24 protein-coding genes are annotated in these 25,980 nt (G+C 36.1%); 15 read left to right on the forward strand and 9 right to left on the reverse strand.

Annotated elements, in window-relative coordinates; genetic code table 11:
- Positions 1-195 precede the first annotated feature (195 nt).
- Positions 196-1,323 carry a TcaA NTF2-like domain-containing protein gene (locus tag FJQ98_RS12955; protein WP_241774497.1) on the forward strand — a complete coding sequence of 376 codons (1,128 nt, stop codon included), beginning with the start codon at positions 196-198 and terminating at the stop codon, positions 1,321-1,323.
- An 8-nt stretch (positions 1,324-1,331) separates the two neighbouring features.
- Positions 1,332-3,107 (forward strand): DNA helicase RecQ, encoded by a 1,776-nt coding sequence (recQ, locus tag FJQ98_RS12960; RefSeq protein WP_053593042.1) that lies wholly within the window; start codon positions 1,332-1,334, stop codon positions 3,105-3,107.
- Positions 3,108-3,177: 70 nt separating this feature from the next.
- Here the strand turns inward: recQ and FJQ98_RS12965 are convergent, their stop codons facing one another.
- The 3 genes from FJQ98_RS12965 to FJQ98_RS12975 all read right to left on the reverse strand — a co-directional run bounded on the left by FJQ98_RS12965 (position 3,178) and on the right by FJQ98_RS12975 (position 6,486).
- The gene (locus tag FJQ98_RS12965; RefSeq protein WP_053593043.1) at positions 3,178-3,525 is read right to left on the reverse strand and encodes a VOC family protein; all 348 of its coding nucleotides are present in this window, start codon (positions 3,523-3,525) and stop codon (positions 3,178-3,180) included.
- Between the two features lie 142 nt (positions 3,526-3,667).
- Positions 3,668-4,768 carry a saccharopine dehydrogenase family protein gene (locus FJQ98_RS12970; protein WP_053593044.1) on the reverse strand — a complete coding sequence of 367 codons (1,101 nt, stop codon included), beginning with the start codon at positions 4,766-4,768 and terminating at the stop codon, positions 3,668-3,670.
- 809 nt (positions 4,769-5,577) lie between these two features.
- Entirely contained in the window at positions 5,578-6,486 is a 909-nt protein-coding gene (locus FJQ98_RS12975; protein ID WP_053593045.1) for a LysR family transcriptional regulator, read from the reverse strand.
- 173 nt (positions 6,487-6,659) lie between these two features.
- On the opposite strand from FJQ98_RS12975, the gene FJQ98_RS12980 reads away from it, so the two are divergent.
- The 5 genes from FJQ98_RS12980 (at position 6,660) to FJQ98_RS13000 (ending at position 12,632) form a co-directional block, all read left to right on the forward strand.
- Positions 6,660-7,835 (forward strand): acyl-CoA dehydrogenase family protein, encoded by a 1,176-nt coding sequence (locus tag FJQ98_RS12980; protein ID WP_053593046.1) that lies wholly within the window; start codon positions 6,660-6,662, stop codon positions 7,833-7,835.
- A gap of 113 nt (positions 7,836-7,948) precedes the next feature.
- Positions 7,949-9,526 carry a class I adenylate-forming enzyme family protein gene (locus FJQ98_RS12985; protein ID WP_053593047.1) on the forward strand — a complete coding sequence of 526 codons (1,578 nt, stop codon included), beginning with the start codon at positions 7,949-7,951 and terminating at the stop codon, positions 9,524-9,526.
- Positions 9,527-9,702: 176 nt separating this feature from the next.
- Positions 9,703-10,938 carry an MFS transporter gene (locus FJQ98_RS12990; protein WP_053593048.1) on the forward strand — a complete coding sequence of 412 codons (1,236 nt, stop codon included), beginning with the start codon at positions 9,703-9,705 and terminating at the stop codon, positions 10,936-10,938.
- Positions 10,939-10,954: 16 nt separating this feature from the next.
- Entirely contained in the window at positions 10,955-12,136 is a 1,182-nt protein-coding gene (locus FJQ98_RS12995; protein WP_201406459.1) for a serine hydrolase domain-containing protein, read from the forward strand.
- A 106-nt stretch (positions 12,137-12,242) separates the two neighbouring features.
- Positions 12,243-12,632: a YidH family protein gene (locus FJQ98_RS13000; RefSeq protein ID WP_053593050.1), complete on the forward strand. Its 390-nt coding sequence runs from the start codon at positions 12,243-12,245 to the stop codon at positions 12,630-12,632.
- Positions 12,633-12,763: 131 nt separating this feature from the next.
- Here FJQ98_RS13000 and msrA read toward each other — a convergent pair whose 3' ends face one another.
- Positions 12,764-13,285 (reverse strand): peptide-methionine (S)-S-oxide reductase MsrA, encoded by a 522-nt coding sequence (msrA, locus tag FJQ98_RS13005; RefSeq protein ID WP_082339638.1) that lies wholly within the window; start codon positions 13,283-13,285, stop codon positions 12,764-12,766.
- 175 nt (positions 13,286-13,460) lie between these two features.
- Between msrA and FJQ98_RS13010 the strand changes: the two genes are divergently transcribed.
- The 3 genes from FJQ98_RS13010 (at position 13,461) to FJQ98_RS13020 (ending at position 16,205) form a co-directional block, all read left to right on the forward strand.
- On the forward strand, positions 13,461-14,411 hold the full coding sequence (locus FJQ98_RS13010; RefSeq protein ID WP_053593051.1) for an LCP family protein: 951 nt from the start codon (positions 13,461-13,463) through the stop codon (positions 14,409-14,411).
- Positions 14,412-14,475: 64 nt separating this feature from the next.
- Complete coding sequence (locus tag FJQ98_RS13015) at positions 14,476-15,675, forward strand: AI-2E family transporter (protein WP_053593052.1); 1,200 nt, start codon at positions 14,476-14,478, stop codon at positions 15,673-15,675.
- Positions 15,676-15,971: 296 nt separating this feature from the next.
- A complete protein-coding gene (locus tag FJQ98_RS13020) occupies positions 15,972-16,205 on the forward strand; it encodes a hypothetical protein (protein ID WP_053593076.1) in 234 nt (77 codons plus the stop codon).
- A gap of 440 nt (positions 16,206-16,645) precedes the next feature.
- On the opposite strand, the gene FJQ98_RS13025 is transcribed toward FJQ98_RS13020, so the two are convergent.
- Positions 16,646-17,821, reverse strand: a complete 1,176-nt coding sequence (locus tag FJQ98_RS13025; RefSeq protein ID WP_201406460.1) for an aminotransferase class I/II-fold pyridoxal phosphate-dependent enzyme — start codon at positions 17,819-17,821, stop codon at positions 16,646-16,648.
- 224 nt (positions 17,822-18,045) lie between these two features.
- Here FJQ98_RS13025 and FJQ98_RS13030 point away from each other — a divergent pair, with 224 nt between their 5' ends.
- Complete coding sequence (locus FJQ98_RS13030) at positions 18,046-18,861, forward strand: hypothetical protein (RefSeq protein ID WP_053593054.1); 816 nt, start codon at positions 18,046-18,048, stop codon at positions 18,859-18,861.
- 47 nt (positions 18,862-18,908) lie between these two features.
- Here FJQ98_RS13030 and FJQ98_RS13035 read toward each other — a convergent pair whose 3' ends face one another.
- The gene (locus FJQ98_RS13035) at positions 18,909-19,703 is read right to left on the reverse strand and encodes an enoyl-CoA hydratase/isomerase family protein (protein ID WP_053593055.1); all 795 of its coding nucleotides are present in this window, start codon (positions 19,701-19,703) and stop codon (positions 18,909-18,911) included.
- 366 nt (positions 19,704-20,069) lie between these two features.
- Between FJQ98_RS13035 and FJQ98_RS13040 the strand changes: the two genes are divergently transcribed.
- The 4 genes from FJQ98_RS13040 (at position 20,070) to FJQ98_RS13055 (ending at position 23,186) form a co-directional block, all read left to right on the forward strand.
- Complete coding sequence (locus FJQ98_RS13040) at positions 20,070-20,945, forward strand: tyrosine-type recombinase/integrase (RefSeq protein ID WP_053593056.1); 876 nt, start codon at positions 20,070-20,072, stop codon at positions 20,943-20,945.
- An 87-nt stretch (positions 20,946-21,032) separates the two neighbouring features.
- The gene (locus tag FJQ98_RS13045) at positions 21,033-21,173 is read left to right on the forward strand and encodes a hypothetical protein (protein WP_158002964.1); all 141 of its coding nucleotides are present in this window, start codon (positions 21,033-21,035) and stop codon (positions 21,171-21,173) included.
- Positions 21,174-21,371: 198 nt separating this feature from the next.
- Positions 21,372-21,725 carry an alpha/beta fold hydrolase gene (locus FJQ98_RS13050; RefSeq protein WP_053593057.1) on the forward strand — a complete coding sequence of 118 codons (354 nt, stop codon included), beginning with the start codon at positions 21,372-21,374 and terminating at the stop codon, positions 21,723-21,725.
- A gap of 288 nt (positions 21,726-22,013) precedes the next feature.
- On the forward strand, positions 22,014-23,186 hold the full coding sequence (locus tag FJQ98_RS13055; RefSeq protein WP_053593058.1) for a PD-(D/E)XK nuclease family protein: 1,173 nt from the start codon (positions 22,014-22,016) through the stop codon (positions 23,184-23,186).
- A gap of 447 nt (positions 23,187-23,633) precedes the next feature.
- Here the strand turns inward: FJQ98_RS13055 and FJQ98_RS13060 are convergent, their stop codons facing one another.
- The 3 genes from FJQ98_RS13060 to FJQ98_RS13070 form a co-directional block, all read right to left on the reverse strand.
- Positions 23,634-24,266, reverse strand: coding sequence for a type 1 glutamine amidotransferase family protein (locus tag FJQ98_RS13060; protein WP_053593059.1), 633 nt, complete (start codon positions 24,264-24,266; stop codon positions 23,634-23,636).
- A 75-nt stretch (positions 24,267-24,341) separates the two neighbouring features.
- Complete coding sequence (locus FJQ98_RS13065; RefSeq protein WP_053593060.1) at positions 24,342-25,304, reverse strand: helix-turn-helix transcriptional regulator; 963 nt, start codon at positions 25,302-25,304, stop codon at positions 24,342-24,344.
- A 63-nt stretch (positions 25,305-25,367) separates the two neighbouring features.
- The gene (locus FJQ98_RS13070) at positions 25,368-25,943 is read right to left on the reverse strand and encodes a recombinase family protein (protein WP_053593061.1); all 576 of its coding nucleotides are present in this window, start codon (positions 25,941-25,943) and stop codon (positions 25,368-25,370) included.
- Positions 25,944-25,980 lie beyond the last annotated feature (37 nt).

Here is a 25,980-nt window from a genome sequence, read left to right on the forward strand (position 1 = left end):
AATAATATTATTATGTAAACTTGAAACGTATAAAAACCTTGTTTATGATAGAAAAGAAGATGTTTAACTTCTTTCACCGGTTGTCCAAACATCCATTGAAAGAAGTTAAAGCCTCCGGCGGATGTCACGAATTCGGAAAAGAGTTCTTTGTGCAAGCACAAGGCCGAATCCGAACACAATTATGCCGAGGCATAATTGATAGAAAGTTTTGGTGAACGTATGCGGAAAAAGATGCTCATTCTTGGAGCAACAGCTTTACTATTAACTGGCTGTGAAAATGAAACAGTGGCGGACATGTTTCAGACTAAAAAGGCCGATGTAAACTCGGAAAAGGTTGTGACGAAACAGGAAGAAAAAATTGTACCAGAAGTAAAAGTAATTGGCGAGAATGGCATTGGTGCAGGGATCATTGTTAAAAAAGAAGACGCTAAGCTTTATATTGTGACAAATGGTGCACTCGTAGCTTCAAAGCCAACTGCGCTCGTACAATTTAATAATGATAAGCTTGCGGAAGGTAATGTACACTATATGTCTACAGCACATAATATCGCCATTTTAGAGGTTACATACAACGCATCGGTAAAGGTGCCGACCGTCTATAACGGGGAATTAAATCAGTTAGCTGTTTATGTCGATAGCTTACCGTACACAATTAAAAAATATAGTGACAGAGTAGCAGCCTATTACATAGATGCACAACAAAACATACCTTTAGGAAGCCCTGTTCTAGGAGCAGAGAATGGTGAAATTGTAGGCATCTATTTTAAACGCCAGCAAAACGGTGTTTCACAGCCGTATATATTGCCATTTAAAGATATTGTGCAGTTATCGGATGAATGGATTGAAGATGGTATGAAGGTAAGTGATCGACTATCTCAATCGAAAAGCTTGTATCCGTATATAGAACAGGGTGACAAAGAAGCAGTCCAAAAAGCTATCGATAAATATGGCAAGAATGTTTTTGCGTATAATGCCGATGAAATAAAGCTATTTTTAAATACTTTTCATAAGCATTTAAAAGCAGCTGTTGAGATACAGGATGCCAGTGTCATGAAACCTTTCGTAGGTACAGACGATTTACAAAGCACATTGGATAATATGGTTGCGTATTATGCCTCCAAACAAGCAAAAATTCATTTTTCCAATACGATGATTAAAAACATCAACATGGAAGGACAAAATATTGTTGTTCGTGCAAAAACGGAATATGTACTAACGAATTCTGCTGGTCAAGAGGCACTTGCGAACTCTATGATGGTATATGAAATAAATAAAAATGAACAGGGCGAGTACAAGTTTATTCGTCTAACAACTGAGGAGTGAAAAGTTGGATGGAGCAAGCAAGACAAATGCTACAACATCATTTTGGCTATGATTCATTTCGCAATGGACAGGCACAAATTATAGAACAAACATTACGAGGTCAATCAAGTCTTTGCGTGATGCCAACTGGCGGAGGTAAATCCATTTGCTATCAAATCCCGGCACTTATGCTAGATGGCCTCACAGTCGTCATATCCCCTTTAATTTCTCTTATGCAAGATCAGGTAGAAGCATTACGTGCCGCAAATATTCCAGCCGCGTATATTAATAGCACCTTATCCGTACAAGAAGTGGATGAAACGATGCAGCTTGCGAGTGCAGGTTATTTAAAGCTACTTTATATTGCGCCAGAGCGATTAGAAAGTGCAACGTTTTTACAGGTATTATCGAATTTATCTGTACCATTGATTGCTGTGGATGAAGCACACTGTATATCACAGTGGGGGCATGATTTTAGACCAAGTTATAGAGCAATCCAAAAATTATTTACATTATGGTCCCAAAAGCCAGCTGTCTTAGCACTGACTGCAACAGCTACACCAGCTGTTTGTGATGATATAAGACAATTACTAGAGATTGACGAGCATTCAACTGTCATTACCGGATTTGCACGCGATAATTTAGCTTTCTCAGTGTTAATTGGTGAAAATAAAGAGCGTTACATTAAAAATTATTTAGTGAAAAATAAAAATGAAGCGGGCATTATTTACGCAGCTACACGAAAGGCTGTAGACGCAATCTATGAGCTTTTAAGTCGCTCGGGAGAATCTGTGGCAAAATATCATGCGGGACTAAAAGAGGACATGCGTATGTCAGAGCAGGAGCGCTTTTTAAAAGATGAGGCGCGCATTATGGTCGCTACCAATGCATTTGGAATGGGGATTGATAAGAGTAATGTACGCTTTGTCATACATTATCAAATGCCGCGCAATATGGAGAGCTATTATCAGGAAGCGGGACGTGCAGGACGTGACGGCTTACCAAGTGCTTGTATTTTACTGTATGCATCAGGCGATGTCCAAACACAACGCTTTTTAATAGAACAGACGCAGGATGAAACACGAATTGCACAAGAATTAGCAAAGCTACAAACGATGGTTGATTATTGCCATACAGAGGGCTGTTTGCAAAATGCTATCTTAACGTATTTTGGCGAAGAAGCAGGAGTACCTTGTAGTCGTTGTGGTAATTGTAATGACGGACGAGAAGTTAAAGATGTGACGGTAGATGTACAAAAGGTGCTAGCCTGTGTTGTTCGAATGGGGCAAAAATTTGGCAAGACGATGGTGGCGCAGGTGCTAATTGGCTCCAAAAATCAAAAGGTCGCTGAATTTGGCTTTGCTCGGTTATCTACCTATGGCATTTTAAAAGGTCAATATTCCTCAAAGGATGTTTTAAGCTTTATTGAGTTTTTAATTGCTGAAGGCTTACTTGCCGTTAAACATGGCACGTTTCCGACCATTTATGTATCAGAGGAAGGTAAAGAGGTTCTACTCGGGAATCGAACAGTTATGCGAAAAGAAGCTGTCACTGTGCGTAAGCTTGTAGACAATGACCCGTTATTCGAGCACTTACGATTACTGCGTAAAGAGATTGCAGATGAAGAAAAGGTACCACCATTTGTTGTGTTCTCTGATAAAACATTACGTGAATTATGTGATAAAAAACCAACGGAGCTTGAAGATTTACGACATGTTAGTGGGATTGGTGAAGTAAAATTCGAAAAATACGGCAAGCGTTTCTTCGATGCACTCCAGTCTTTTTTGAAAACAACAACAAACTAAATGGAAAAGGGAAGTGCTTAATTCAAAAGAATTAGGCACTTCCTTTATATTCGCAAAGTATTACCCCCCGCTATTTCTCCCAAAGCTCGATCAGTCGACCATCAGGATCTTTAATCCAAATAAACTTTCCAAATTCACTAATCTCTTTTTCCTTTACAAGAGGTACACCAATATGTTCAAGATGCTGAATCGTCTCATTTATGTCATGTACTTGGAAATTTAACATCACTTGTTGTTCTGTTGGAAAATAACTGTCTTCTTCGGTAAAGAAAGAAAAGATCGTCTCATTTCCTGATTGGGGTTTAATCACAGTCCCATTCCAATTTTCTATTTCAATCTTCAATACTTCACTGTACCATTTTTTAATAACATCTAGATTCTTTGTTCTCCAAAATATTCCTCCGAAACCTTTTATCATCGTATCTAATTCCTGTCTGTCTTTAAATTTTTTCGTTTTTCAATTTTATGTTTAGTTCCTTCTTCAACTATACCGCTCGAATAGTTTAAGTACAATTTTTCACATCGATTATTTGGGTGGGCTACTTCATGTAAAACGATCGTTAGTTGAAGGATTTGATTTCATATTTATAAGATATATTATCATCTAGAATTGATAATATATCGTCTAAGTCAAAAAGCTGTTCTATGTAGTGTACACCTGCTGAATAGTTATTTTTGATTAACTTATTCCCTAATATTGAGGCTACATTACCTGTTATCTCTGTATTATTTGAACCAAATAATACGGATTCAATAATTCCTTTTTTTCCCTCGATTTCCCCATGTACTTCTGCTTTAATTAAATAATCATTTGAGCCAATATTTAATTTATCAAAAATATGTAAAGCTCCCACAAATATATTTATAAAAATATTTTTAAAGAATTTATATTTTAATAGCTTGAAAGTTCCTACCTTTTTAAGTATAGCTAATTCTTTTGTTGTAAAGTCCGAGTCATAAAAAAAGCGAGAAGATACGTTTTCTAAAGGAAGCGTTTTAGTGAGAATATGTTGGTCAGCCAGATTAAATCTATAAGCAATCCTTTTCCCAAACTTTTTTGGTAACTCTACATATTTACCATCAGTAAAACTACTTACATACTTATTTTGACCATTTTCACATATCGAAAAATTATTATTTATATTATTTAGCAACCATTCTACTCCGTCATTTCCGTGCTTTTCACCAATCCCAAGCATTAAATAAGTGTCCGTACGGTTAACTTTATTAACCTGATTGACTAAATTTTTAACCATTAAATTTGATAAACCTGGAGATAAACCTACCCCCAATACTAATGTTGTTCCCGATTCAATGGCCTTACTATGTAAACTTTCAATTTTTGATAGGATAGTATAGGAAGGGGAAATATCTATATAATTAACTTTATTTTGAATACACATTTCAACGAAATTAGTATCTTTTTGGTCAAGGCACATTATTACTAACTGTGTGTGTGTAAATACTTCATGGGATGTCTCTAAATTATAAATATCTAGTTTCAACGGCAGAACCTTGTCATTCATAGACAAAGAAAACCTTTTTGCCTTTTCAAAATTTCTACCAGCCGCGATAACTTTTCCAGGGTAAATCTGAGATAAAGATTTACAGATTACGGTACCGACTTGACCATAACCGCCGATTACTAAAATATTTTTCACTTGAAAACCACCTTCTCATAGTTTAAAACAACTTACACAATTTTAATAAAAATACCCTGTAGAATAATTAATAGTAATGTTTTATTTTCTCTATCTTAACATAAATATCCATCCATCTTTTTGCAAGGAGAACTAAAATGGAAGTAGGCTAACAAATAAAACACAACTCATTCCCATTTTGTATTTAAGGGAATTACAAATGAGTTAAGAAAAATGAATTTACGTAACAGGTATTTGGCTTTTTTCGTGCGAAGATTTTCCGGAATAATGGCGGTACAGCTAGTAGTACCAAAACAAAAATGAACCCGGAATTGATATTCCGGGCTTGATTCTCACTTACTTATAGTGCTCCATGACACACTGCCTCGCTTCCGCATTGATCTTAAATTTTTAAGACAACTGTGCTTTAGCTTCATTCAGCTTTGATGGTCCTTCTGAGTTACCGGTCAGCCCCACTCATCAGGTTAACCCTCCTTGTCATTGGATTTGAAGTGAAATCTTAAATAGTATAGGCCGTTCATTATTTTTTATACACGTTATTTTAAAACTTCCTTAAAAAAGATGAATTTCAGATGGATCAGAGGTCGTTTTTTATCATACGCTTCAAAGTAGCAAAAAGCCCTTGAGTATATAAATGATTGGTTTTTAACACTAACGATTAATGTAACAAGCATAAAAAAGGTCGAATCCTTAGTATTTTGGAATTCGACTTTTTCTGATTTTTAAAAAATCCATTTCGAACGAGCCCAAGACCTGTATAGATCCTGTTTTTATCGAGAAATACGTTTTTAAAATTAATTTGTAATACGTTATTCTAACTTGGAGATATTAAATTTGAGGTATTTTAAAAACTCTCGAGCTGCCAAAGAAAAATGCTTTTTCTTTGATCGTACCCATCCGAAAGATCGTTGATGAGATTCAAAATTTATTAATGGTATCGGAATAATATCTCCACTATTAACATAATGATCATCTATTAGTGCTATATTCATCAAAAAGCTTATCGCTAAACCATCTGCAACAGCCTTTTTAATGACTTCGGTATTGTTAGAAGTAAATAAAATATTCATGGGTCCGTATTTATTCATAAATATAGAAATGGAATCTTTCCATATTACCCCATCATACATCACTATTGTTTCATTTATTAACTCCTCAGGCGTTATATAATCACTGAATGCATATGGAGAATGTTTACTGACACATACCATAATTTTTCCCTCTAATAAGGTTTCGAAAATCAGCTCTTCATGTGCATTCCAATCGATTCCATCAAGCATAGATAATCCGATGTCAATCCTTCCTTGTAGAACATCTTCAATAATATTGGGTGACTTTTTTTCTGTCATGAGAATACGAAAGTTAGGATAGTCTTTTTTAAAGTTAGCTAACGTTCCAAGTAAAATTGGTAGGAAAAAGCTAGGGCTGGCCGATAAATTTAATTCTCCGTTTATTAATGATGCTTGCTCTTGCGCTTCTTCTTGTATTTCTTCAATCTTCACGGCAATTTCATACGCTTTTTTAATAATGTTTTTACCCTCTGCGGTAGGCTGGGCGCCTAACCGTGATCGTGTAAACAATTGAATTCGTAATTCTTGCTCAAAACTGGTAATTGCCTTACTAATGGTCGATTGTGAAACATGAAGGTTTTGGGCAGCGACGGAAATTGAACGCGTTTTAGCTACTTCAACAATATATTTTAATTGCTCTAAATGCACAACGTTACCCCCTTTTATATGAATTTCATTCAAGTTTATATGATATATTACCATTTTACTTTACCTACAACCATATATAAAATAATTATCAAGAATATTATAACTATTCTAAAAACAGGTAGATGAAACCGCTTTCTAATTTAGAAGGAATGTGTTTTTGGAGGGAGTAAAGTATGCATGAAACAGTACAAATCGAAAATATTCAACATTTAAAAGAGAGGCTACTTGAGTTCATTTACAACGAGTTGTTACCGTTTGAAAGTGAACATGGAATTGATTCAGAAAAAGAGATTTCAATGGAACAGATTAAATGGGTCAGAAAGCGATCAAAGGAGCTCGGATTTTATGGTATCAACCTTCCTAAGGAGGTAGGGGGACAGTCACTTAGCCTAAAAGGGCTATGTATCCTAAAAGAAGAACTGGCAAAATCAGGGGCGGCTTTATGGGGGCATGTTTTAGGTGAAATAGGGGGACCTTTACGCATTGGTCAGATGTTAAAAATATTTACGCCGGATCAAATAACAAAATATGTAATGCCAGTGATTAATGCTGAAGCGGGATGCTGCTTTGCGTTATCAGAACCTGGGGCAGGATCCGATGTCCGTGCTATTCAAACCACGGCAGTACGCGAAGGTGATAATTATATATTACATGGTAAAAAGCATTTTATTAGCGCTGCTCCATATGCAGATTGGGGTATTGTTTTGGCGAAGGAGATTGTGGATCCAGCTAGTGAAAGAGTAACTGCTTTTATTGTAGAAAAACAAGCAGAGGGAAGACCAGGGTTTGAATTAGGAAACATTCAGGTTCCAATTTCCGGAGAAAGGAGCACGGCCGAGCTAATCTTTAATTATTGCCGAGTGCCATCTGCCAATATTCTCGGTCAAACGGGCAAGGGGTTAATGCTCGGACTCGGCAGAATCAATGAAAATAGGGCTTCGTGGGGAGCTACCTATCTTGGCGTAGCACAACGGCTATTGGACTTATCTATCGATCATGCCAAACAGCGGATTCAGTTTGGACGTCCAATTGGAGAATTTCAAGCAATTCAACATATGTTAGCGGAGATGGGGACTGAAATATACGCGGCACGTTGCATGCTCTACGATGTGATCGAAAAGATTGACCACGGTGAAGATGTAAGAGGGAATGCATCAATGGTTAAATTGTATTCCTCTGAGGTTGCTAATCGAGTTGCCGACAAGGCTGTTCAAATCTTTGGCGGACAAGGGTTAATGAAAGGACACCCTGTCGAGAAAATGTACAGAGACGTACGAATGTTTAGGATTCTGACTGGTACATCTGAAATTCAGAAAAACATGATTGCCAAAGAACTGCTGAATAAATAAAAGAAAAAAGCATAGCCGATTCTACTATACATTCTGGGATATTCGGAGTTTCAAATTGGAAACAACTATTTTTAACAATTATTATTGTATTTTACTAGAGAGAGGAAGTTTTCATGGATACTTTAACTTTTCAGGCTTTTCTGTTCAATAGTATAAATAAATTTGATTACCAGCCGGCACTTACTTGTGTTGATACAGATGAAACTATTACTTACAAGGAATTACGAGCTAATGCTGAGGAGGTAGCGAGCCAGTTAATACGTCTTGGTGTACAAATTGGAAGGCATGTTGCGGTTTTGATTCCAAATAGTATTGAAAATGTCGTATATAATCTTGGTGTAAGTCGATGTGGGGCAACCGTCGTCCCATTAAATGATAAGCTCGGTGTTAGAGAGATCGAGTTTATCTTGAGAGATGCCGAGCCCGAAGTTGTTATTATGGCAACTCAGAAGCATGTAGAATCTGTCCTTAACTATCAAAAAGAGGCAGGTAAAAACAATGTAACAGTTATTGGTCTGCCAGGCTTTGGTGTTGAATACCCAGAAGAATTTTATTCTATTGATTTAGATGATAAAAAAGGTAGCGTTGCGTTCCCTGTTGCCTCATTAGAGGACTTAGCAATTATATCGTATACAGGTGGTACAACAGGGACGCCAAAAGGGGTCATGCACTCTCAACAGGGGTTTGGGTCCTCACTCATGGCTTCATGTATGGAATATCCTTACGATGACCAAGAAAAGGTTTTGTTTTGTACACCTATTATTCATGCTGCAGGTGTGCTACTACAGAGGTCATTAGCATCTGGATGTCATGTGTATATCATGAAGGCATTTCATCCAGAAGTATTTATGCAGATTGTACAAACAGAACGGATTACAAGCACCTTTGTGGTTCCAACTATTATTTACCGATTGATTGATGAGGCCAAGAAAAAAAGCTATGACGTGAGCTCATTGCGTAATATAAATTATGGTTCATCGCCTATTTCTTCAGAACGTCTGAAAGAAGCATTTGAAATCTTTGGTCCTATTTTTAGACAGCAGTATGGGATGACTGAATGCAGTATTGTCATTGCGAGACTTACAAAAAGCGATCACCTCTTTGCTTATGAGAACAATCTTGAAGTGTTAAAAAGCTGCGGAAAACCGTGTATGCTCACTCAAATTCGTTTGGTTGACGCTAATGGGCGAGACGTGGAACCATTACAACCGGGAGAAATTGCTGTCAAAACCCCTTCTGTCTCCGTTGGGTATTACAAAAGACCAGACCTGACAGCAGAGGCATATCGTGATGGCTGGTTCTTTACGGGTGATATCGGAAAACTGGATGAACAAGGATATCTTCATATTGTCGAACGTAAAAAGGATTTGATCATTTCTGGCGGTTTCAATGTATACCCCGCTGAAGTAGAAAGGATCGTGAACCAGCACCCTAAGGTGGCAATGAGCGCTTGCATAGGCATACCGCATAACGATTGGGGTGAGGCGGTCTGTATATTTGCTGTGCTGCGTAAGGGTGAAACTTGTAAGAAGGAAGAATTAATCGAGTATTGTAAAGAACGTACTTCTATTTATATGGTTCCAAAAGAGGTATTTTTTGAGACGTCATTACCGTTAACAATGGTAGGGAAGATTGATAAGAAAGAGCTAAGAAAACCTTTCTGGGAAGGAACAGCACGTTTGGTGAATTAGAAAGATGCAATTAGATTTTTTACCATCAATTCGGTTGGTATTTTCAAATAAAAAATAAAAGTCCTAATAAATGGTGTTTTTGAAATTTGTTAAGTTAGGTTATGATTACGACCATTAAAGGAATACCGCAAAGGGTACGAATCATATAACGATACTTCAAAAAGGAGTGAATAAAAATGCAAGTATATGCTGCTGATAAAAAGCGTAAATCCATTATAATCATTTTACTATTTATTGGGATGGTATTAAGTTACATTGATAAAACATCAATGAACATAGCCATCATTCCAATTCAGAAAGCATTGGACCTTAACTCTTTTGAATCCGGTTTGGTTTTAAGTATCTTCTTTTTCAGCTACGCTCTGATGCACCCAATAGGAGGGTGGCTTACCGATAAGTATGGTGCACGTAATGTGTTGGTCTTTTCCATCTTAGGATTTTCGCTCTTTACGGCACTTACAAGTCTTGCCTGGTCATTTATTTCACTACTTTTAATTCGTTTCCTGTTTGGTATAGCGGAAGGCAGTGTCTTTCCTGCCAGTATGAAATCGATTTCTGACAACTTTAGCGAAAATGAAAGAGGAAGGGCCAGTTCATTCTTTCTATCTGCACAAACGGCAGGTGGTGTCATAGGTTCCGTTGCAATAGGTTTTTTGTTGGTTTTCTTTGAGTGGAGATGGATGTTTGTAAGCATTGGGATTTTAGGAGTTTTTATAGCGTGGGCCAGTTGGATCTATTTGAAATCTCCAGAAGATAACCAAATAAATAATAAAGAACAAAATAAAAATAAGATTCCTTACAAAATGGTATTTAAAACCGATAATTTTTGGAATTTCTTCTTTACGAAATTTTTTTCTAATATCGTGAATTGGGGGATGATTACCTGGATGCCGTCTTATTTGGTAAGTAAAGGTTTGGACTTGTTATCTGCAAGTGTCTTGATGGCCATCCCCTATGTTGCTTCCTTTATCATGTTTAATGTAAGCGGCTTGATTTTAGATAAGTATATGGCTGGAAGAGAAAAATACCTAGCAATCGGAGGATTACTATCTTCCAGTGTCTTTCTATTTTTGATGTTCAATGCAACGTCTGTCGCTCTTGGGATTGTTTATTTGACCTTTAATGCTATCTCAATCTCTTTTATCGGAACAGCATTATACACAATGATTATTAAGTATTCAGGTAAGGAATTAACGGGGTCTGTGACAGGATTTGTTTCCTTTGGCGGACAGATTGCCGGGGGGATCTCACCAATGGTCATTGGGTTTGTTCTTACTATTTTCAACGGATCTTATACGGCTGTTTTTTGGTTTTTAATCGCTGCTGCATTGGCAGGGGCAATTGCAGCACTAACGATTAGAAATAAAGGTAAAGAATCAAAAGAAGATGTGCTTATAGAGCCTTCTTTTTAATGAAGGAGAGATTGTCATGCAGAACTTAACAAATAAAATGCAAGCTTTTTCCACAAATTCAGCAGATATCGTGACAAAGGATAATTGGCTTACTTCAATAAAAAATTTGCAAGGGTATTGTCATATCGGTGAATTGAGTCCTTGCCGTATTATCTGGAGAGGAAGCCAGAAGCCCTCCCTATTATCATACGCTAAAGATTCATTAGATCTGGAAAATATATACGTGAATAAGGATGAAAATGTGTTATCGTATCTTGAAAGAACGAATACAGATGCTTTTTTAGTGTTGCATAAAGGAAAAGTTTTGTACGAAAACTATTTTAATGGCTATAAATCGTATCAGCCTCATGCGTTGAACTCTGCTACAAAGTCATTTGTTGGATTGATTGTTAGTTTACTTGCTGATGAAGGGTTATTGAATTTAAATAAAAGGGCCTCCTTCTACATTCCTGAATTAGAAGGAACAGGACTTGGTGATGGAACTGTTCAGCAATTGCTTGATATGCAAGTCCCTGTGAAATATATGGAAGCAAACACGCCAATGGGAATAGGCCGTGGGACACCAATTTTTATTGCATCTGGCTCAATACCAAAACCTGATAACTATAATGGACCGGAAAACCTATACGAATTTATGATATCAAGCAAAAAAGATATACCACCTGGTACTGTATTTAAGTATGAAAATGGGCAAACAGAAACGTTGGGCTGGATTATCAAACGCTTAACAGGAAAAAATTTAGCAGAATTAATTCAAGAATTGATATGGTCTAAATTGGGTGCAGAAGAAAATGCCTTGATGCACTTAGATCAAATCGGTACAGACATAGCCAGTGGTGGAATGCGGGCTACATTGCGAGACTTGGTACGTTTTGGGGATATGATGTGCAACGATGGTTACTATAATGGCCAACAAATTATTCCGGAGCATATAATTAGGGGAATTCAAAAGGGTGGGGACCCAAAATTTCTTGCGGGAAGTACTCATAATTATCTTTCAGGATTCTCCTATCATAATCAATGGTGGGTTAGCCATGATCGATATGGGGGATATTCAGCTCGAGGAAAGTTTGACCAGCGAATACACATTGCATCAAAAGCTGATACAGTCATTGTAAAATTATCTTCTTATCATTCGCCTAAATCAGAAGGAATAGATGTGTATAAAGCGATAATAGAGTATCTAGTAAAGCAATAACATCAGGGCTGCCCAGAAGAGCTTGAATTTTATAAAGGCACTACCTAACAGTTACGTTCACAGAATACGAGACTTTCAAAAAAGGGATAGGGAAGGGTTACGGTTTATGGAGGCATTAAATAACTGGAAAGAAGAAACAGGCGATAGTGTAAAATATGCACAGCAGCATTTAGCGAATGAAAGAACTTATTTAGCGTGGATACGGACTAGTATATCTATTGTCGGTGTAGGGTTTTTGACCACTTCTTTGCATTTTACGATTAAAATTAACGCGAATGAATATATTCATATCGTAGCGATATGCCTTGGCATCTTCGCCTGTTTCGTTGGTTTTATAATAGGAGGTTTGGCTACTTTTCAATATTCAAGGAAAAGGAAAGAAATCCAGGATGGTATATTTAATCCTTCAAATCGTTGTATTTTTATTACTTCGTCACTTTTCTCCATCTTAATTTTCATTATTTTTATGTATCTTTCTTTCTTATTATTTCTGTAATCTATAAATAGCTCGCAATTAATAAACATCAGTACGCTGACGCTAAAACAAATTTTATCTTACTAAAAAACACGTATTTTGACTAAACCAAAATACGTGTTTTTTAGTATGCTATTGATGAAGGAATTGCTCTAATTTTCCCAATGCTCAGTGATGAACTGATCTCGACCTGAAAGCGCTCGGTCCTTCTGATAATGCTCCGACTCTTTTTGATAATAGTCCTGATGATAATCTTCTGCAGGGTAGAAGTGCTTGGCATCGCGAATTGTGGTTACAATAGGTTTATCAAAGCGACCACTTTTCGCAAGCTTCTCCTTGGAAGCTTCTGCAATTCGCTTTTGCTCTTCTGAATAGGTGAAAATAGCCGTCGTGTATGATTCACCACGGTCATGGAATTGGCCATAGGCATCCGTTGGGTCGATTTGCATCCAGTAGATATCAAGGAGCTGCTCATAACTAAAAACGCTAGGATCGAATTCAATTTCGACTACTTCTAAATGGCCAGAAGTACCTTTTTTTACATCTTCATAAGTAGGGTTTTCTAAATGGCCACCCATGTAGCCCGAAGTGACCTTATGTATACCATCCCATTCAACAAATGGCTTTACCATACACCAAAAACAACCGCCAGCAAATGAAGCTTTCTCAATCATGTTCATCATCCTTTCTTTCGTGAAAATATTATAGCATTATTTTGTTCATTACTGGCAAATAGGGTGTAAAATAACTAATAAATAGATATTGAGAGGATTCGTAACATAATATAAAATGAAACTTTCCTTAAGATGAATCGTTAAATTAACTATAAAAAATAGAGGAGTTATTATTATGGAAGAGCAAGAATATTCAAGACGCTCACAACGTCCCCCAAAACGCCGATTGCGTAAAGGGAGAGCATTGTTCACATTGTTATTACTTTTTGTCATTGTTATTGTGGGTTATTCCGTTATGCAATATCGAAGTGGGCTAGAATTGGCAAACGATACAAAGGTAGCCCAGGAGGATTTCAGTGGCGATACAGTAAAAGATGATGTTGAAAACTATTTATTATTAGGAGTCGATACTCGTGGTGAAGAAAAATCACGTACAGATACAATGATGGTATTATCTTGGAATAAGAAAACAAATGATATTAAACTCGTCTCCTTCATGCGAGATATTTATGCGGAAATTCCAGGTTACCAATCCTATAAGCTTAATACGGCTTACTATTTAGACGGTGTTCAATTATTAAAGGAAACGATCAGCAATATGTTTGGTCTTCCAATTCATCATTATGCTATTATCGATTTTAAAAATTTCGAATCACTTGTAGATATTTTAGCGCCAAATGGAGTTGAAATCGATGTAGAAAAGGATATGTCCGAAAATATTGGCGTTTCATTGAAGCAAGGTGTGCATAACTTAAACGGTAAAGAATTACTTGGCTATGCTCGATTCCGCCACGATGCTGAAGGGGATTTTGGTCGGGTAGCACGTCAGCAAAAAGTTATCGAAGCATTAAAGAATGAAATTTTAGCGCCTCAAAATATGTTGAACTTACCAAAATTCGTTGGTGCAGCACAAGGCTATGTAACAACAGACTATTCATCTGCAGGAGAAATTCAGCAAGTGCTTAAAATGGTGTCAAAAGGTAAAGTCAAAATAGAAAAAGCAACTATACCAATTGAAGGCAGTTATAGTTTCAAAAACTTTAGTCATGCTGGCGATTCAATTGTTATTGATGTAGAGAAAAACAAAGCATTTTTACGTGATTTTTTAGGCATTTCCTTGGAGTGATGTTTCGCAAAATCCAACTTTATCCTGTAATATAAAGGTATAGGATTTGTATTGGAGTGAGTATATGGAAAAAGAAAGACCAAAAGAGCGGTCGAATTTCTTTTCAACGAAATTTATTCGCTTTTTAGGTGGTAAAAATTTATTTTTTATACTGCTTATTTTATTATTATCGGCATGCGTTATTTTCATGTTTCAAAAAGTTTCCTTTATATTTACCCCGCTAAAAGTTTTATTTGAGGTGGTTATTCTACCTGGGGTACTTGCCATTATCGGGTATTATTTATTACGCCCATTATTAGGGCTTTTAGAAAGATGGCGTATCCCAAGAGTTTGGGGTATTTTTCTTCTATATATCGCTGTAATTGGCATAATAACGTTATTAGTAGTACTTGTCTATCCATTTTTACGTGATCAATTCACTAATTTAGCGCAGGAATTTCCAGGATACTTTATGGCGCTAACACAAAATGTTGTCGATTACTTAAACAATTCACGCTTCAATGAGTATTTGGATAAAATAGGCTTTAACTATGACGAGGTTGTCAAGAATTTTACAACGGATATGTTTGAAACGGTAAAAGATACGGCTACGAATTTAGCACAAGGTGTGGCATCCGGTATTACTGGCTTCCTTTCTACCTTAACAGGAATTGTTCTATCATTAGTGACAGTGCCATTTATTTTATTTTACTTACTTAAAGATGGTAAAAAACTACCGAGCTTTATTTTAAAAATGTGCCCGCCACGCATGCGTAAAGAAGTGCATGCAATTTTGCACGATATGGACAAGCAAATTAGTTCTTACATACAGGGGCAAATTTTAGTGTCAATGTGTATCGGTGCTATGGTGACAATCGGATTTTTAATTATCGGTATGAAATATGCCTTATTGCTTGGGTTCCTTGCGATGATTACGAGTGTGGTTCCTTACTTAGGGCCGGTTATTGCGATTACACCAGCTGTCATTATCGCTCTTGTTACATCACCGTTTATGCTTATTAAGCTAGCCATTGTATGGACGGTAGTACAGCTGATTGAAGGGAAATTCATTTCTCCTCAAATTATGGGTAAATCACTTAGTATCCATCCAATTACAATAATTTTCGTTTTATTAACGGCTGGTTCTTTATTTGGCGTACCTGGTGTTATTTTAGGGATTCCAGGCTATGCTATCTTAAAAGTGCTTGTGACACATTTATTTAATCTATTCAAACAGCGTTATAATCGATATGAGGATGAAGATCATCAAAAATATGAAGTGTAAGAAGAGACAGCTATTGCGAAAGTGCAGTAGCTGTTTTTTCATAGGGCTATTTTTAACTTAAAGTTGAAGCAACGTAAAATCAAAGCTAAAAAGCATGGAATTAGTAAGCACGAAGTCTACGTATTTGTTGCAAGAGATAGAACGGTGTCTTCAGTTTTAAGGTCGTGGTGATCGATTATAATAAAGATTGATAAAAATCATCTCTTTAGTTATTCTTTGAGATGATTTTTTTATTGGACATTTATGTTAATATCGCTATGAAGATCTATAATATTATTTGTAAAGATGGTGAAATGATGGAACAATTGCTAAAGGAAATGTTGTCTCCGAGCAATCAATATAAAGTTCAAATTATTAAACGTAAGGATGGTCTTTATACTACAGAAGTATATATGTGGCAAGAAGACAGCGGATATGAGTATTGGAGTCCTATTAAAAAAGGATTGACTTTGATTGAGACGGAGGAAAGTGCAGTGATATTGGCCATTGAACATTTAAGAGAATACTCTGGTGAAATTATCAATCTTTAGTTACTTTACTAATGGGTGCGTTTCTAAAACAAGTGAAGACGTAACGGTGCAGTTATTTGAAGAAAGGTATTAAATTATAAGGAGTGATGATTGGGTAGATTTGGTATTTATTCGTCCCGGTCAAGGAGAACATGCATTATATATACCAAAAGTTTACAGATAAAGATGAACAACTTGTTAAATTATCGAACGAAAACGGTCAAGAAGGTATTTGATAAACGAAAGAAATCAATCCGTATACTGCCTTTAAATGTAAAGAATATAGTGGCTTACTCATTCATGATCGTGACGAGGCAACAATGCTTCAATTTTTCTCATTAGTTGATTTACCAAAAAACATTAGTCCACCTGATAAACCGATACTTGAAGATTACATAGTAAGCTATAGCAAAAACCCTTCCAACAAGTAAGTTAGAAGGGTCTTCATTTTGTTTACATGATTAATTTTTTGGCGTTACTTGCACTTGTGCTAAGCGGTCAATAGCTTCCTGTAACAATTCTTTTGGTTGAACTAACGCTAAACGTAAATAACCTTGTCCAGCCGAGCCAAATACTGTACCAGGAACTGTCACAATGCCAGCCTGTTCAATTAGTTTAAAGGCTAGATCTGTACAGTCAATATCGTACGGATATTTTGCCCATACGAACATGCCACCATTTGAAGGGGCTGCATCCCATCCTAATTCACGTAAGCCGTTCATTAGTGTTTTATGGCGTTCTGAGAATGTTTCACGTAGGCTTGCTGTAATTTCCTCTGCGTTATCAAGTGCTACGACCGCAGCATCTTGAATTGGCTCGAAAATACCGAAATCTAAATTTGATTTTAATTGCTTTAATATTGTAATCATCTCTGCGTTGCCCGCAATATAAGCGATACGTGTTCCAGCAAGGCTAAAGCTTTTCGATAAGGAGTTAATTTCCATACCAACTTCTTTTGCTCCAGGAGCGGCTAAGAAGCTAATTGGGCCATCACCTGTAAAGTAGAACTCAGAGTAAGCCGCATCATGTAGAACGATGATGTTGTATTTTTTAGCAAAGGCAATGACTTTTTCAAAATAGGCTAATGAAGGCATTGCTGGTACTGGATTACCTGGTAAGTTTAAAATCAGTAGCTTTGCTTTTTGAGCAATTTCTTCAGGCACAGCATCTAAATCTGGTAAATAGTCGTTGTCAGCTGTTTGTGGCATGTAGTAAGGCGTTGCGCCTGCTAGATGAATCCCTGCATCATAGGCAACGTAAGCTGGGTTTGTGGATAAGACGATATCTCCGGGGTCACAAAAGGCAATTGGTAAATGCACTAAGCCCTCTTGAGAGCCAATCGTTTGAATGATTTCAGAAGCGGGATCTAAATCTACATTGCTACGACGTTTATAATAGCGGCTAACAGCTTCATAAAAACGTTGTGTGCCCGTTAAAGTATAGCCATAGGATTCTGCTAAACCCGCTCTATAGGATAAATGCTCGCGAATTTTAGCGTGGGGGGGAAGGTCTGGACTACCTAAGCTTAGGTCGATCATTGTCATCCCTTTAGCTTGCTGTTGTTTGGCAAAAGTTTTTAAATCTCCGAAAATTGCTGGTGTAAATAATGACATTTTTTTAGATGGTACGATTTTCAAACGAGTACACTCCTTATAGTTGTATAACAGAATAGTAGTTCACATTTTATCATACTAAAACACATAAAGGGAAAGTTATTCTGAAAAAAGAATATATTTCAATAATGGAGAAGATGTGTGCGTAGACTAGCGGAAATGTTTTAGCTAATGATGGAAATAATAATTTTGACGGAAAATAAGTAGCATTTCTGCTATCATAATAAAATGGAAGGGGGCTGATAGGAATGAATGTTTATTCTTTAAGTGGTCCAAGTGGAACAGGGAAAAGTACAAGCGCACTTGTTTTCGCCCATAAAATCGGGGTAGAGGCTCTTATTGATGATGGTCTTCTAATTGTTAATGGTGTGAAAGTAGCAGGAATCTCCGCAAAATTTGAGAAAAATACGATAACAGCCGTTCGTCGAGCCATTTTTACAGATGATACCCACCGTGAGGAAGTAAAAAAAGCACTTGATACATATAAGGTACAGTCGATTTTACTGATCGGAACGTCCGATAAAATGACAAAGACGATAGCTCGACAGCTTGAGCTTGGTCCAATCGATAAATATTACTATGTTGAGGAAGTGCGTTCCCAAAAAGAAATTGCAAAAGCACGCTTTATTCGACAGACGCAGGGGAAGCATGTCATGCCAATACCTTATCGCCAAGTCGAACAAAATTTTTTTAAACTGTTAGTACAAAAAGGCAAGGAGATTTTTTCTTCAAAGCGTGAAAAAATAGGTGAGACAACGATTGTGCGCCCTGATTTTCAACAGGAATATATAGAGATTCGCAAGCATGTTTATGTGCAGCTTTTAACGTATTGCTGTGCAAAACAAGATATCGTACACAAGGTTGAGCAAGTTCAATTTGTATTAGGTGAGCTAGCGCAAGCAACGATTACACTACAGCTAAAGCTACCAATTAATTATTCATTACCGGATCGATTGTATGAATTACAGCAAACGTTGCAGGCAGAATTTAATCAGCATTTTGGATATGAATTAGATGCGATTCATCTTCACATTAAGTCGGTAGTTCTTAAACGTAAATCATAAAAAACAGGTACTCCATTCGCAAGATAGGCGAGCAGAGTACCTGTTTTTTATTTTGATTGACGTGTAAAGTGAGGCTGACGTTTTTCTACAAAGGCACGGCAGCCTTCTGCAAAATCCTTTCCTACAAACGGTGTTGAACCTTCCCATAATGTTGGTACACTGTCCACACATTCTTGAACAGATTGCTTCACGGCTAGTAAGGATTCAGGTGACATTCCAGCAACAAGCTTACCCATGCGAATCATGTATTTATTTAAATCTTTTTCAGCTACTAAATAGTTGAGCATGCCAAGCTTAAAGGCTTCCTCGGCTTTAAACATGCGCCCCGTAAATACTAAATCCTTCGTTGTAGAAGGGCCTACAAGTTGAACTAAACGCTGTGCAAATTTGTTATTTAAGGTGATTCCTAATTTACCGACAGGGATACCGAGCTTTGCTTTCTCGGAGCCAATGCGGATATCACAGGCTAATGCAAGCTCTAAGCCAGCACCCATTGCGGGACCATTAATCACGCCAATTGTTGGAATTGGTAAACGCTCAATAGTGGAGATCGTTTTTTCCATATGTACAAAGGCTTTTTCGGCTTTATCAAGTGAAATGGCGTTAAATTCTTTAATATCAGAGCCGGCAGTAAAGTTTTCGCCAGATCCGCGTAAAATCAAAACTTTATTTTTCGGATTATCTAATACTTGCAGGGCAATTTTCGCTAATTGATCCCACATATTTGCTGTTAGTGCATTTTTGGCCTGTGGGCGATGGATCGTAATAATCGCAAGCCCAGCTGTTTCTTGATAAATAATTTTTGCGTCTTCTGCTTCAAGTCGAGTTGTTTTTACTTGCATACTTGAACAGCCCCCTATGTTAAAAGTTAATACACTTATTATATAACACAAACGGCAATAAACACTAAATTATACGAATTTTCATGTAAATTAGCCCTGTTATACAAGAATAGGGCCTTATTAAAGAAATTGTACTACAACAGGGTGAGGGAAATTACTATTGTAAGAAAACAAAAGATATGAGACACTGCTATCGGAACGTTTGTTTCTTCATTGTAAAAGGAGCATTTGAACACTGGAAGCGGGATCGTGTATGAAGTATACAGATTATCCGACATTACTATTTATATAAATAAAATAAACCTACGCACCCAAAATATAGTAAAATATAGTTAAAACACGCACAGTTAACAAGGAGGGAGCTAGATGGTCACACTGAAGGAAGCATGGAACAGCTATTTATTACTTTTACAGTCTTTAAAGAAAAGTGCTGCAACCAAAAAGCAGTACAATCTAGATGGACATCAATTTTTAGCGTTTGCTCATGAAAAAAACTACTTGTTTGTGGATCATCAATTAAAAGAATTGTTATTTATATATAGTAATTATCTGAAGGAAACCTACGAAAATATCAACACATTTAATCATAAAATTGCTACATTGCGAGGCTTTGTTGACTTTGTCTTTTTACGAGAGTGGGTGGAGCCTTTTGATTATGAGGTCATTTTACAGCCAAAAAAGAGGCACAAAGAAGCTTTAAAAGTACTGACAAAGAAACAATTGATGCAAATTGCAAATGTCTGGCCGACCTATTTTCAATATGCTAAAACGATGGAGCATGCTTGGTTAGCAAGACGTAATGGCTGCATTGTTCAAATGCTTATAGAAACAGGATGCAAGCCAGCAGAACTTGTACGTATGAAATGGGCTCATATTAACTTCGACTCATCGGTAGTTTTCATTTCTAACCAAAATGGACGTAGAGAAATAAAGCTTTCTCCAATAGTAATGGACATGCTAGCGCATTACAAAGAGGCAACAGAGGAATTACATGAAGAAAAGATGGGAGAATGGGTTTGGGTAAGCGAGGCTAGTCAATCAAAAGCCATCTCAACGAAAACAATTGAGCGAATTTTCCAAACGATGTCAAAGGATATTGGAACGAATGTCAGAGCAACAGATTTGCGATACACCGTCATGCAAAAAGCCTTTCAAAGTGAAAAAACAATCGAAAATATTCAGGAAAAAATGGGCTATGTGCGAAAATGGGTGCTTACTGAAAGGCAGGAGCGTTTTGAATAGCTTTCAAGTATCATAGAGGGAATTATCCAGAACAAAAGTCGAAAATGGTATTTTATGAGAACCTAGAAAATTGAAATGGGAATCTATATGCGTTCTATTGAAGGGTTTACAATTAATGGTTTTAAAATCCAATATATTGAAACAACGAACTATGATCAAAAATTACTACCTCTTGTATATATCCCTGGTGCTATGGGAAATGCCGAACATTTTATTGTAGAAATGTAATCTCTTTTTCCTAGACATTGTATCTCTATAAGTTTAAGAGGGAGAGGAAAAAAGTGAAGCTCCACAAAGTGGTTACACTTTTGAAGAACATATATTGGATATTACTTCAGTTATTAAGGAGAGCAATATTAACGCCTACTGTTTAATGGCATATTCTATGGGTGTTCCGGTGTTCCCTATGCGATAAAATATGCAGCCATGAATCCTAACGAAATCAAGGGCCTGATATTATGTGATTATCCTGCAAAATATCCTCTAATTCAAGAAACATGGATAGAGGCCGTTGATAAATTAGAGGGCAGGGATCATGTAGGTAGAGGTATTCAGATGGATTCAAAGGAAATAGTTTTATGGGAGGAATTAAAGGAAATTGGTTGTCCTGTCTTAGTTCTTAAAGCTGGTAAAGAGGGATCTTTACTAAACACAGATGATGCAGAAAAATATAAAAATAACTTGAAAAATGTTGAAGTTATAGAATTTTCAAAGTCAGGGCATGAATTATGGATTCCAGACTATAACAATTTTATTAACACAATAACAAATTATTTTTAAAAAATTGATATCTAAATATTATATTAAAACCCAATCAATTATACCTTGGCATAATTGATTCATTCACTCTATTGGATTGTTATTTAAGGTGTACAAATCATTATCAATAACAATTTAAATAATTCGATTTATTACTTGTCGTATCTAGTAATGGTATAGAAATTATAGATTTAGCAAATGCAGATGACGGTGGTATTTTATTTTGGTTGAGAAATTAACATCTATCTTAAATAGATAATGAATATTTGTACTTAAAGTAAGGGGGGGCGACCTTTTCAAAGATTTTTAATGATCGTAGCAGAGTCGGCTGATGAAAATATTGATGATATTACCGATATTGCTATGCTAAATGTAAATCAATTCCGTAGTCCTGAGGTAATCGCAGAAAAGGATATAAATAAACTAGATATATATGAAGGAGAGGAAGAATCGGAGAAAAATGATGAAAAAGGAAGGCTTGATGTCTTTTTCAAAGTAAATATCGTTGATGAAAAAGAGAAAACTAATGAACAAAAATTAATCCTCGCTGTAGAACAAAAGGTAAATGCAAGAGTAGACGTAAATCAATGCGATAAATACTTACGAAAATTTGAGGAGACTTTTAAAGATGATAAGTTTCTACTTGTTGGGTTAGTCCCGAAAAGCCAAATGAAAGAATCGAATGAAGCGACTTTCGGGAGTTCTAGATGGATTGGAATTGATTATCAGCAACTAGTAGACATCGTTCTAATGCCTTGTTTGGATAATCCGGACTTAAATATATATGCCAAATCAATTATTCAACAGAATGTAGACGCGTTACGGATGCCATATAAAAATAAACGTGAAAAACTAGCTACTATAGAAGAAAGAATTTTGGTTCGCTCTATATACGACCGATTTGAAGATGTTATAAAAGCAATTACGAAAATATCCAACGAAGACGACAGTAACGAAAGAGACTATGTAAAGATGGTCGTAACAGAAACATATAGTGATGTGTTTAGAACGATTCGATGGATCCTAGATGAAGAAAATGATGTAGATGAATTATGGAATTTCTCCTCGCCATTCCAAAGAACTATCCATAAAAGATGGGACGAGCTAACCATTATCATTACGCATGGAGGAAATGAAATGGTCATAAATGGCGAAAATGTTCCGGAACTTTGGAATAAGACATTACGATGGATTGAGGAACAAGGTCTCCCATTAAGACAACTCGTTGATGAAGGTATTATTCTTGGGAGCGGTGATCGTGGAAAACGGTATGCAATAGCGATGCAACCAGTCCATTTGAATAGAAGAAAATTTACTACCATTCGTGAGTACCAGTCTATTTTAACAGGTGAAATCTATTCCCTAGAAGCGAAAATCAATTCTGAAAGTGCTATGCTAACCATTGCTAAGCTATTAAAAAAGCTTGGTGTTGAGGTTGAAACACCGCTGATAGAGAGCAATGGGATGTTTGTCAATATTTAAGTGAACTAATTAATTTTGATAGGTAAAAAACAACATTAGGATAGAAACCCTAATGCTGTTTTTACCTCTTAAATAACTACAGTTTTCAGTTGCGAAAGAATCTGGTTGGCGTGTGTAATAAAGTGAGTAATGTAGTTAATCACAAGGTTGTCTGCATTTTTTTCGCATTTAGTACAGTCACGGAAAACCATATCATAAGTAAGTGAGATTTTAATTGTATGTTCTTGGCAAGCGCATATGTTTTTAATCATTAGCTGAGGCTGGGACATAACTAAATGGTTCACTTGTAAAGGGGTAGCGTCAGGAAAATGCGGATTTACAACGATATGGAAATTCTAAATTAAAAAGCCCAACTTCTCTGCAAAACAAAATAGAGAAAGTGAGCTTTTCAGTTACTTCATTATTTTTATTTGAACTAATATAAAACTGCTAAGTTGATTTTTTAGCTCAGCTATTTATTGAATTCATTAACTGGAAGAAGTATTCAGGTTTATGAGTCTTATTTAGGTTATACCATGAATGTAATGCATCTGGTGTAAATACATCTATTTTTTTTAGTACCTCCATTGCAAATTCCAGAGGAGCTATTCCTGATGCAGTAACTAAATTCGCATCAGATACCGCAGATCCCAACTCATAGAACTTTTCTCCTTTATAGTTAGGACATACCATTTTAGTATATTCTAAGTTATTACTTGTATGCTTTCTAGTATCTAAGTATCCCATATTCGCAAGGGCCTCAGTTGCACCACAAATTGCAGCAACAATAGTGCCAATCTTTAAAGCTTGGCCAATTCTTTCCAAGATAGGTTGATGAATATCTTCTCTCCAAGTAGTCCCTCCTGGTAAAATTAAAAGATCTTTACTCTCAAGAGTACATTCATCAAGGGAAATATCTGGTTTTATACTCAGTCCTCCCATGGTAGTAATAATTCCTTTATTAGCTCCCACTGTAATTACTTTTAAAGGTGCTAAATCCTTTTTGAAATATCTTCCTGAGTTTAGTTCAGCAATTAAATATCCATATTCCCAGTCTGACATTGTATTAAATACATAAAGATAAACTTTTTTTGTTTGCATACAATAACACTCCAATCACAATTGATATAGCCTATTATAATATAACTTCCCTGACAGTTAACGTCAGGGAAGTTATCATACTTGATGAAATTTTATTAATTCCGACAGAACTTCAATAAGTCTTTTCTTAAGACTTATTGGCTCAATAACTTTAATAGATTTATTGTACGGTAAAAGTAAATAAGGTACATATGTATGTATCATATCTTTTTCAAGAAGAAAAACTGCTTGATTTGAAGTCCGTTCTTGTAAATAATGTCCTAAAAACCAATGTTGGCAAATATCAGCCAATACACTTTTATCCCCATTAATAACCAAAGAAATAATCCCTTCCTTATCTTCTATAGTTGGAAGAAGATTTTTTATAAAAAAGTCACGTGCTGAAAAATTTTCTGGCCGGTTAAACTTATTTTCGGTTAGCATTAGACTTTCAATTCGATCTACTCTAAAACTACGGATATCATTCCTAAGATGACAAAATCCAATCACATACCACTTATTATTCCAATAAATAATTCTGTACGGATCAACCAATCTATACTTTGATTGATCTTCGCCATTTTTATGGTAAAGAATTTTTACTGAGTACCCGTCAGCTACGGTCTGCTCCAACTCCTTCAAGAAAGGTTCCATAGAGAGGGAACTTAATCGACTTATTACTTCAAGACTTCTCAAATGTTGGTTTATCTTTGTTTCCTGCTCTTGATTTGAATATTTGCTTAGCTTTGAAATAGCCCTATTTAGTGCTTCACCACCATAATATCCAGCTTCTTCTGCAAAAACAGCAGCATGATAAAGTGAAGTTTGCTCCTCAAAATCAAAAAATAGAGGAGCCTCAATAAAATTGTTCAATAAAGTGTATCCACCGTTATGTCCTGGTTCTGAAATTATAGGTACGCCACTTGTTGAAATTGTATCAATATAACGATACACAGTCCTTATATTCATCTCTAACTTTTCTGAAATTTGTTTTGCAGTAATTTTTTCACCTGAACGAAGCATCCATAGAATTGCTAACATATTGTCAATTTTAGGCATATAATTCCACCTCTATATGAAATTTATTTTCTATTATATATTTCCGATTTTTGGTATAACTCATTAACTGTTCCTTTCCGATAGCTTTCTATATAATGAGGCCCTAGACACATTTGTAATTTCACAAATTTGATTTACAGTCATATCTCCCTCTTTATAAAGCTTTACTGCATAATTTATTCCTACATGATTTTTATGGTACTTCTTTAACCGACCTTTAAACTTTCCTTCTTTCTTAGCCAGTTCAATCTCTTCACGCTGCCGCATACAGATAAGATCACGTTCTAATTGGTGTACACCCGCCATAACCGTAATTAAGAATTGGCTGTAGGGATTATCTTCTGATAAATCTAGCCATGTATCTTTTAAGGATTTTAAATTTGCCTTTTTACTCCGTATGTTATCGATTAATTCAAATAAATCTTGTGTACTACGAGTAATCCGAGTTAAGTCTGTAACATAAATGATGTCATCTTCTTGTATATCCTCTAACATTCTTTGAAGTTGCTCACGATCTTTTGTTGCTCCGGAAACTTTTTCTTCAAAAATAATATCCATTCCGATTTCGTTCAGTTGCTGAAATTGCCTTGAAGGATTCTGGCTAGTTGAACTGACACGTAAATAACCGATTTTTCGCAAAATATCACCTCATTTTTGAGACAAGTCTTATGAGACG

Source organism: Lysinibacillus agricola (genome assembly GCF_016638705.1).
GTDB lineage: Bacteria > Bacillota > Bacilli > Bacillales_A > Planococcaceae > Lysinibacillus > Lysinibacillus agricola.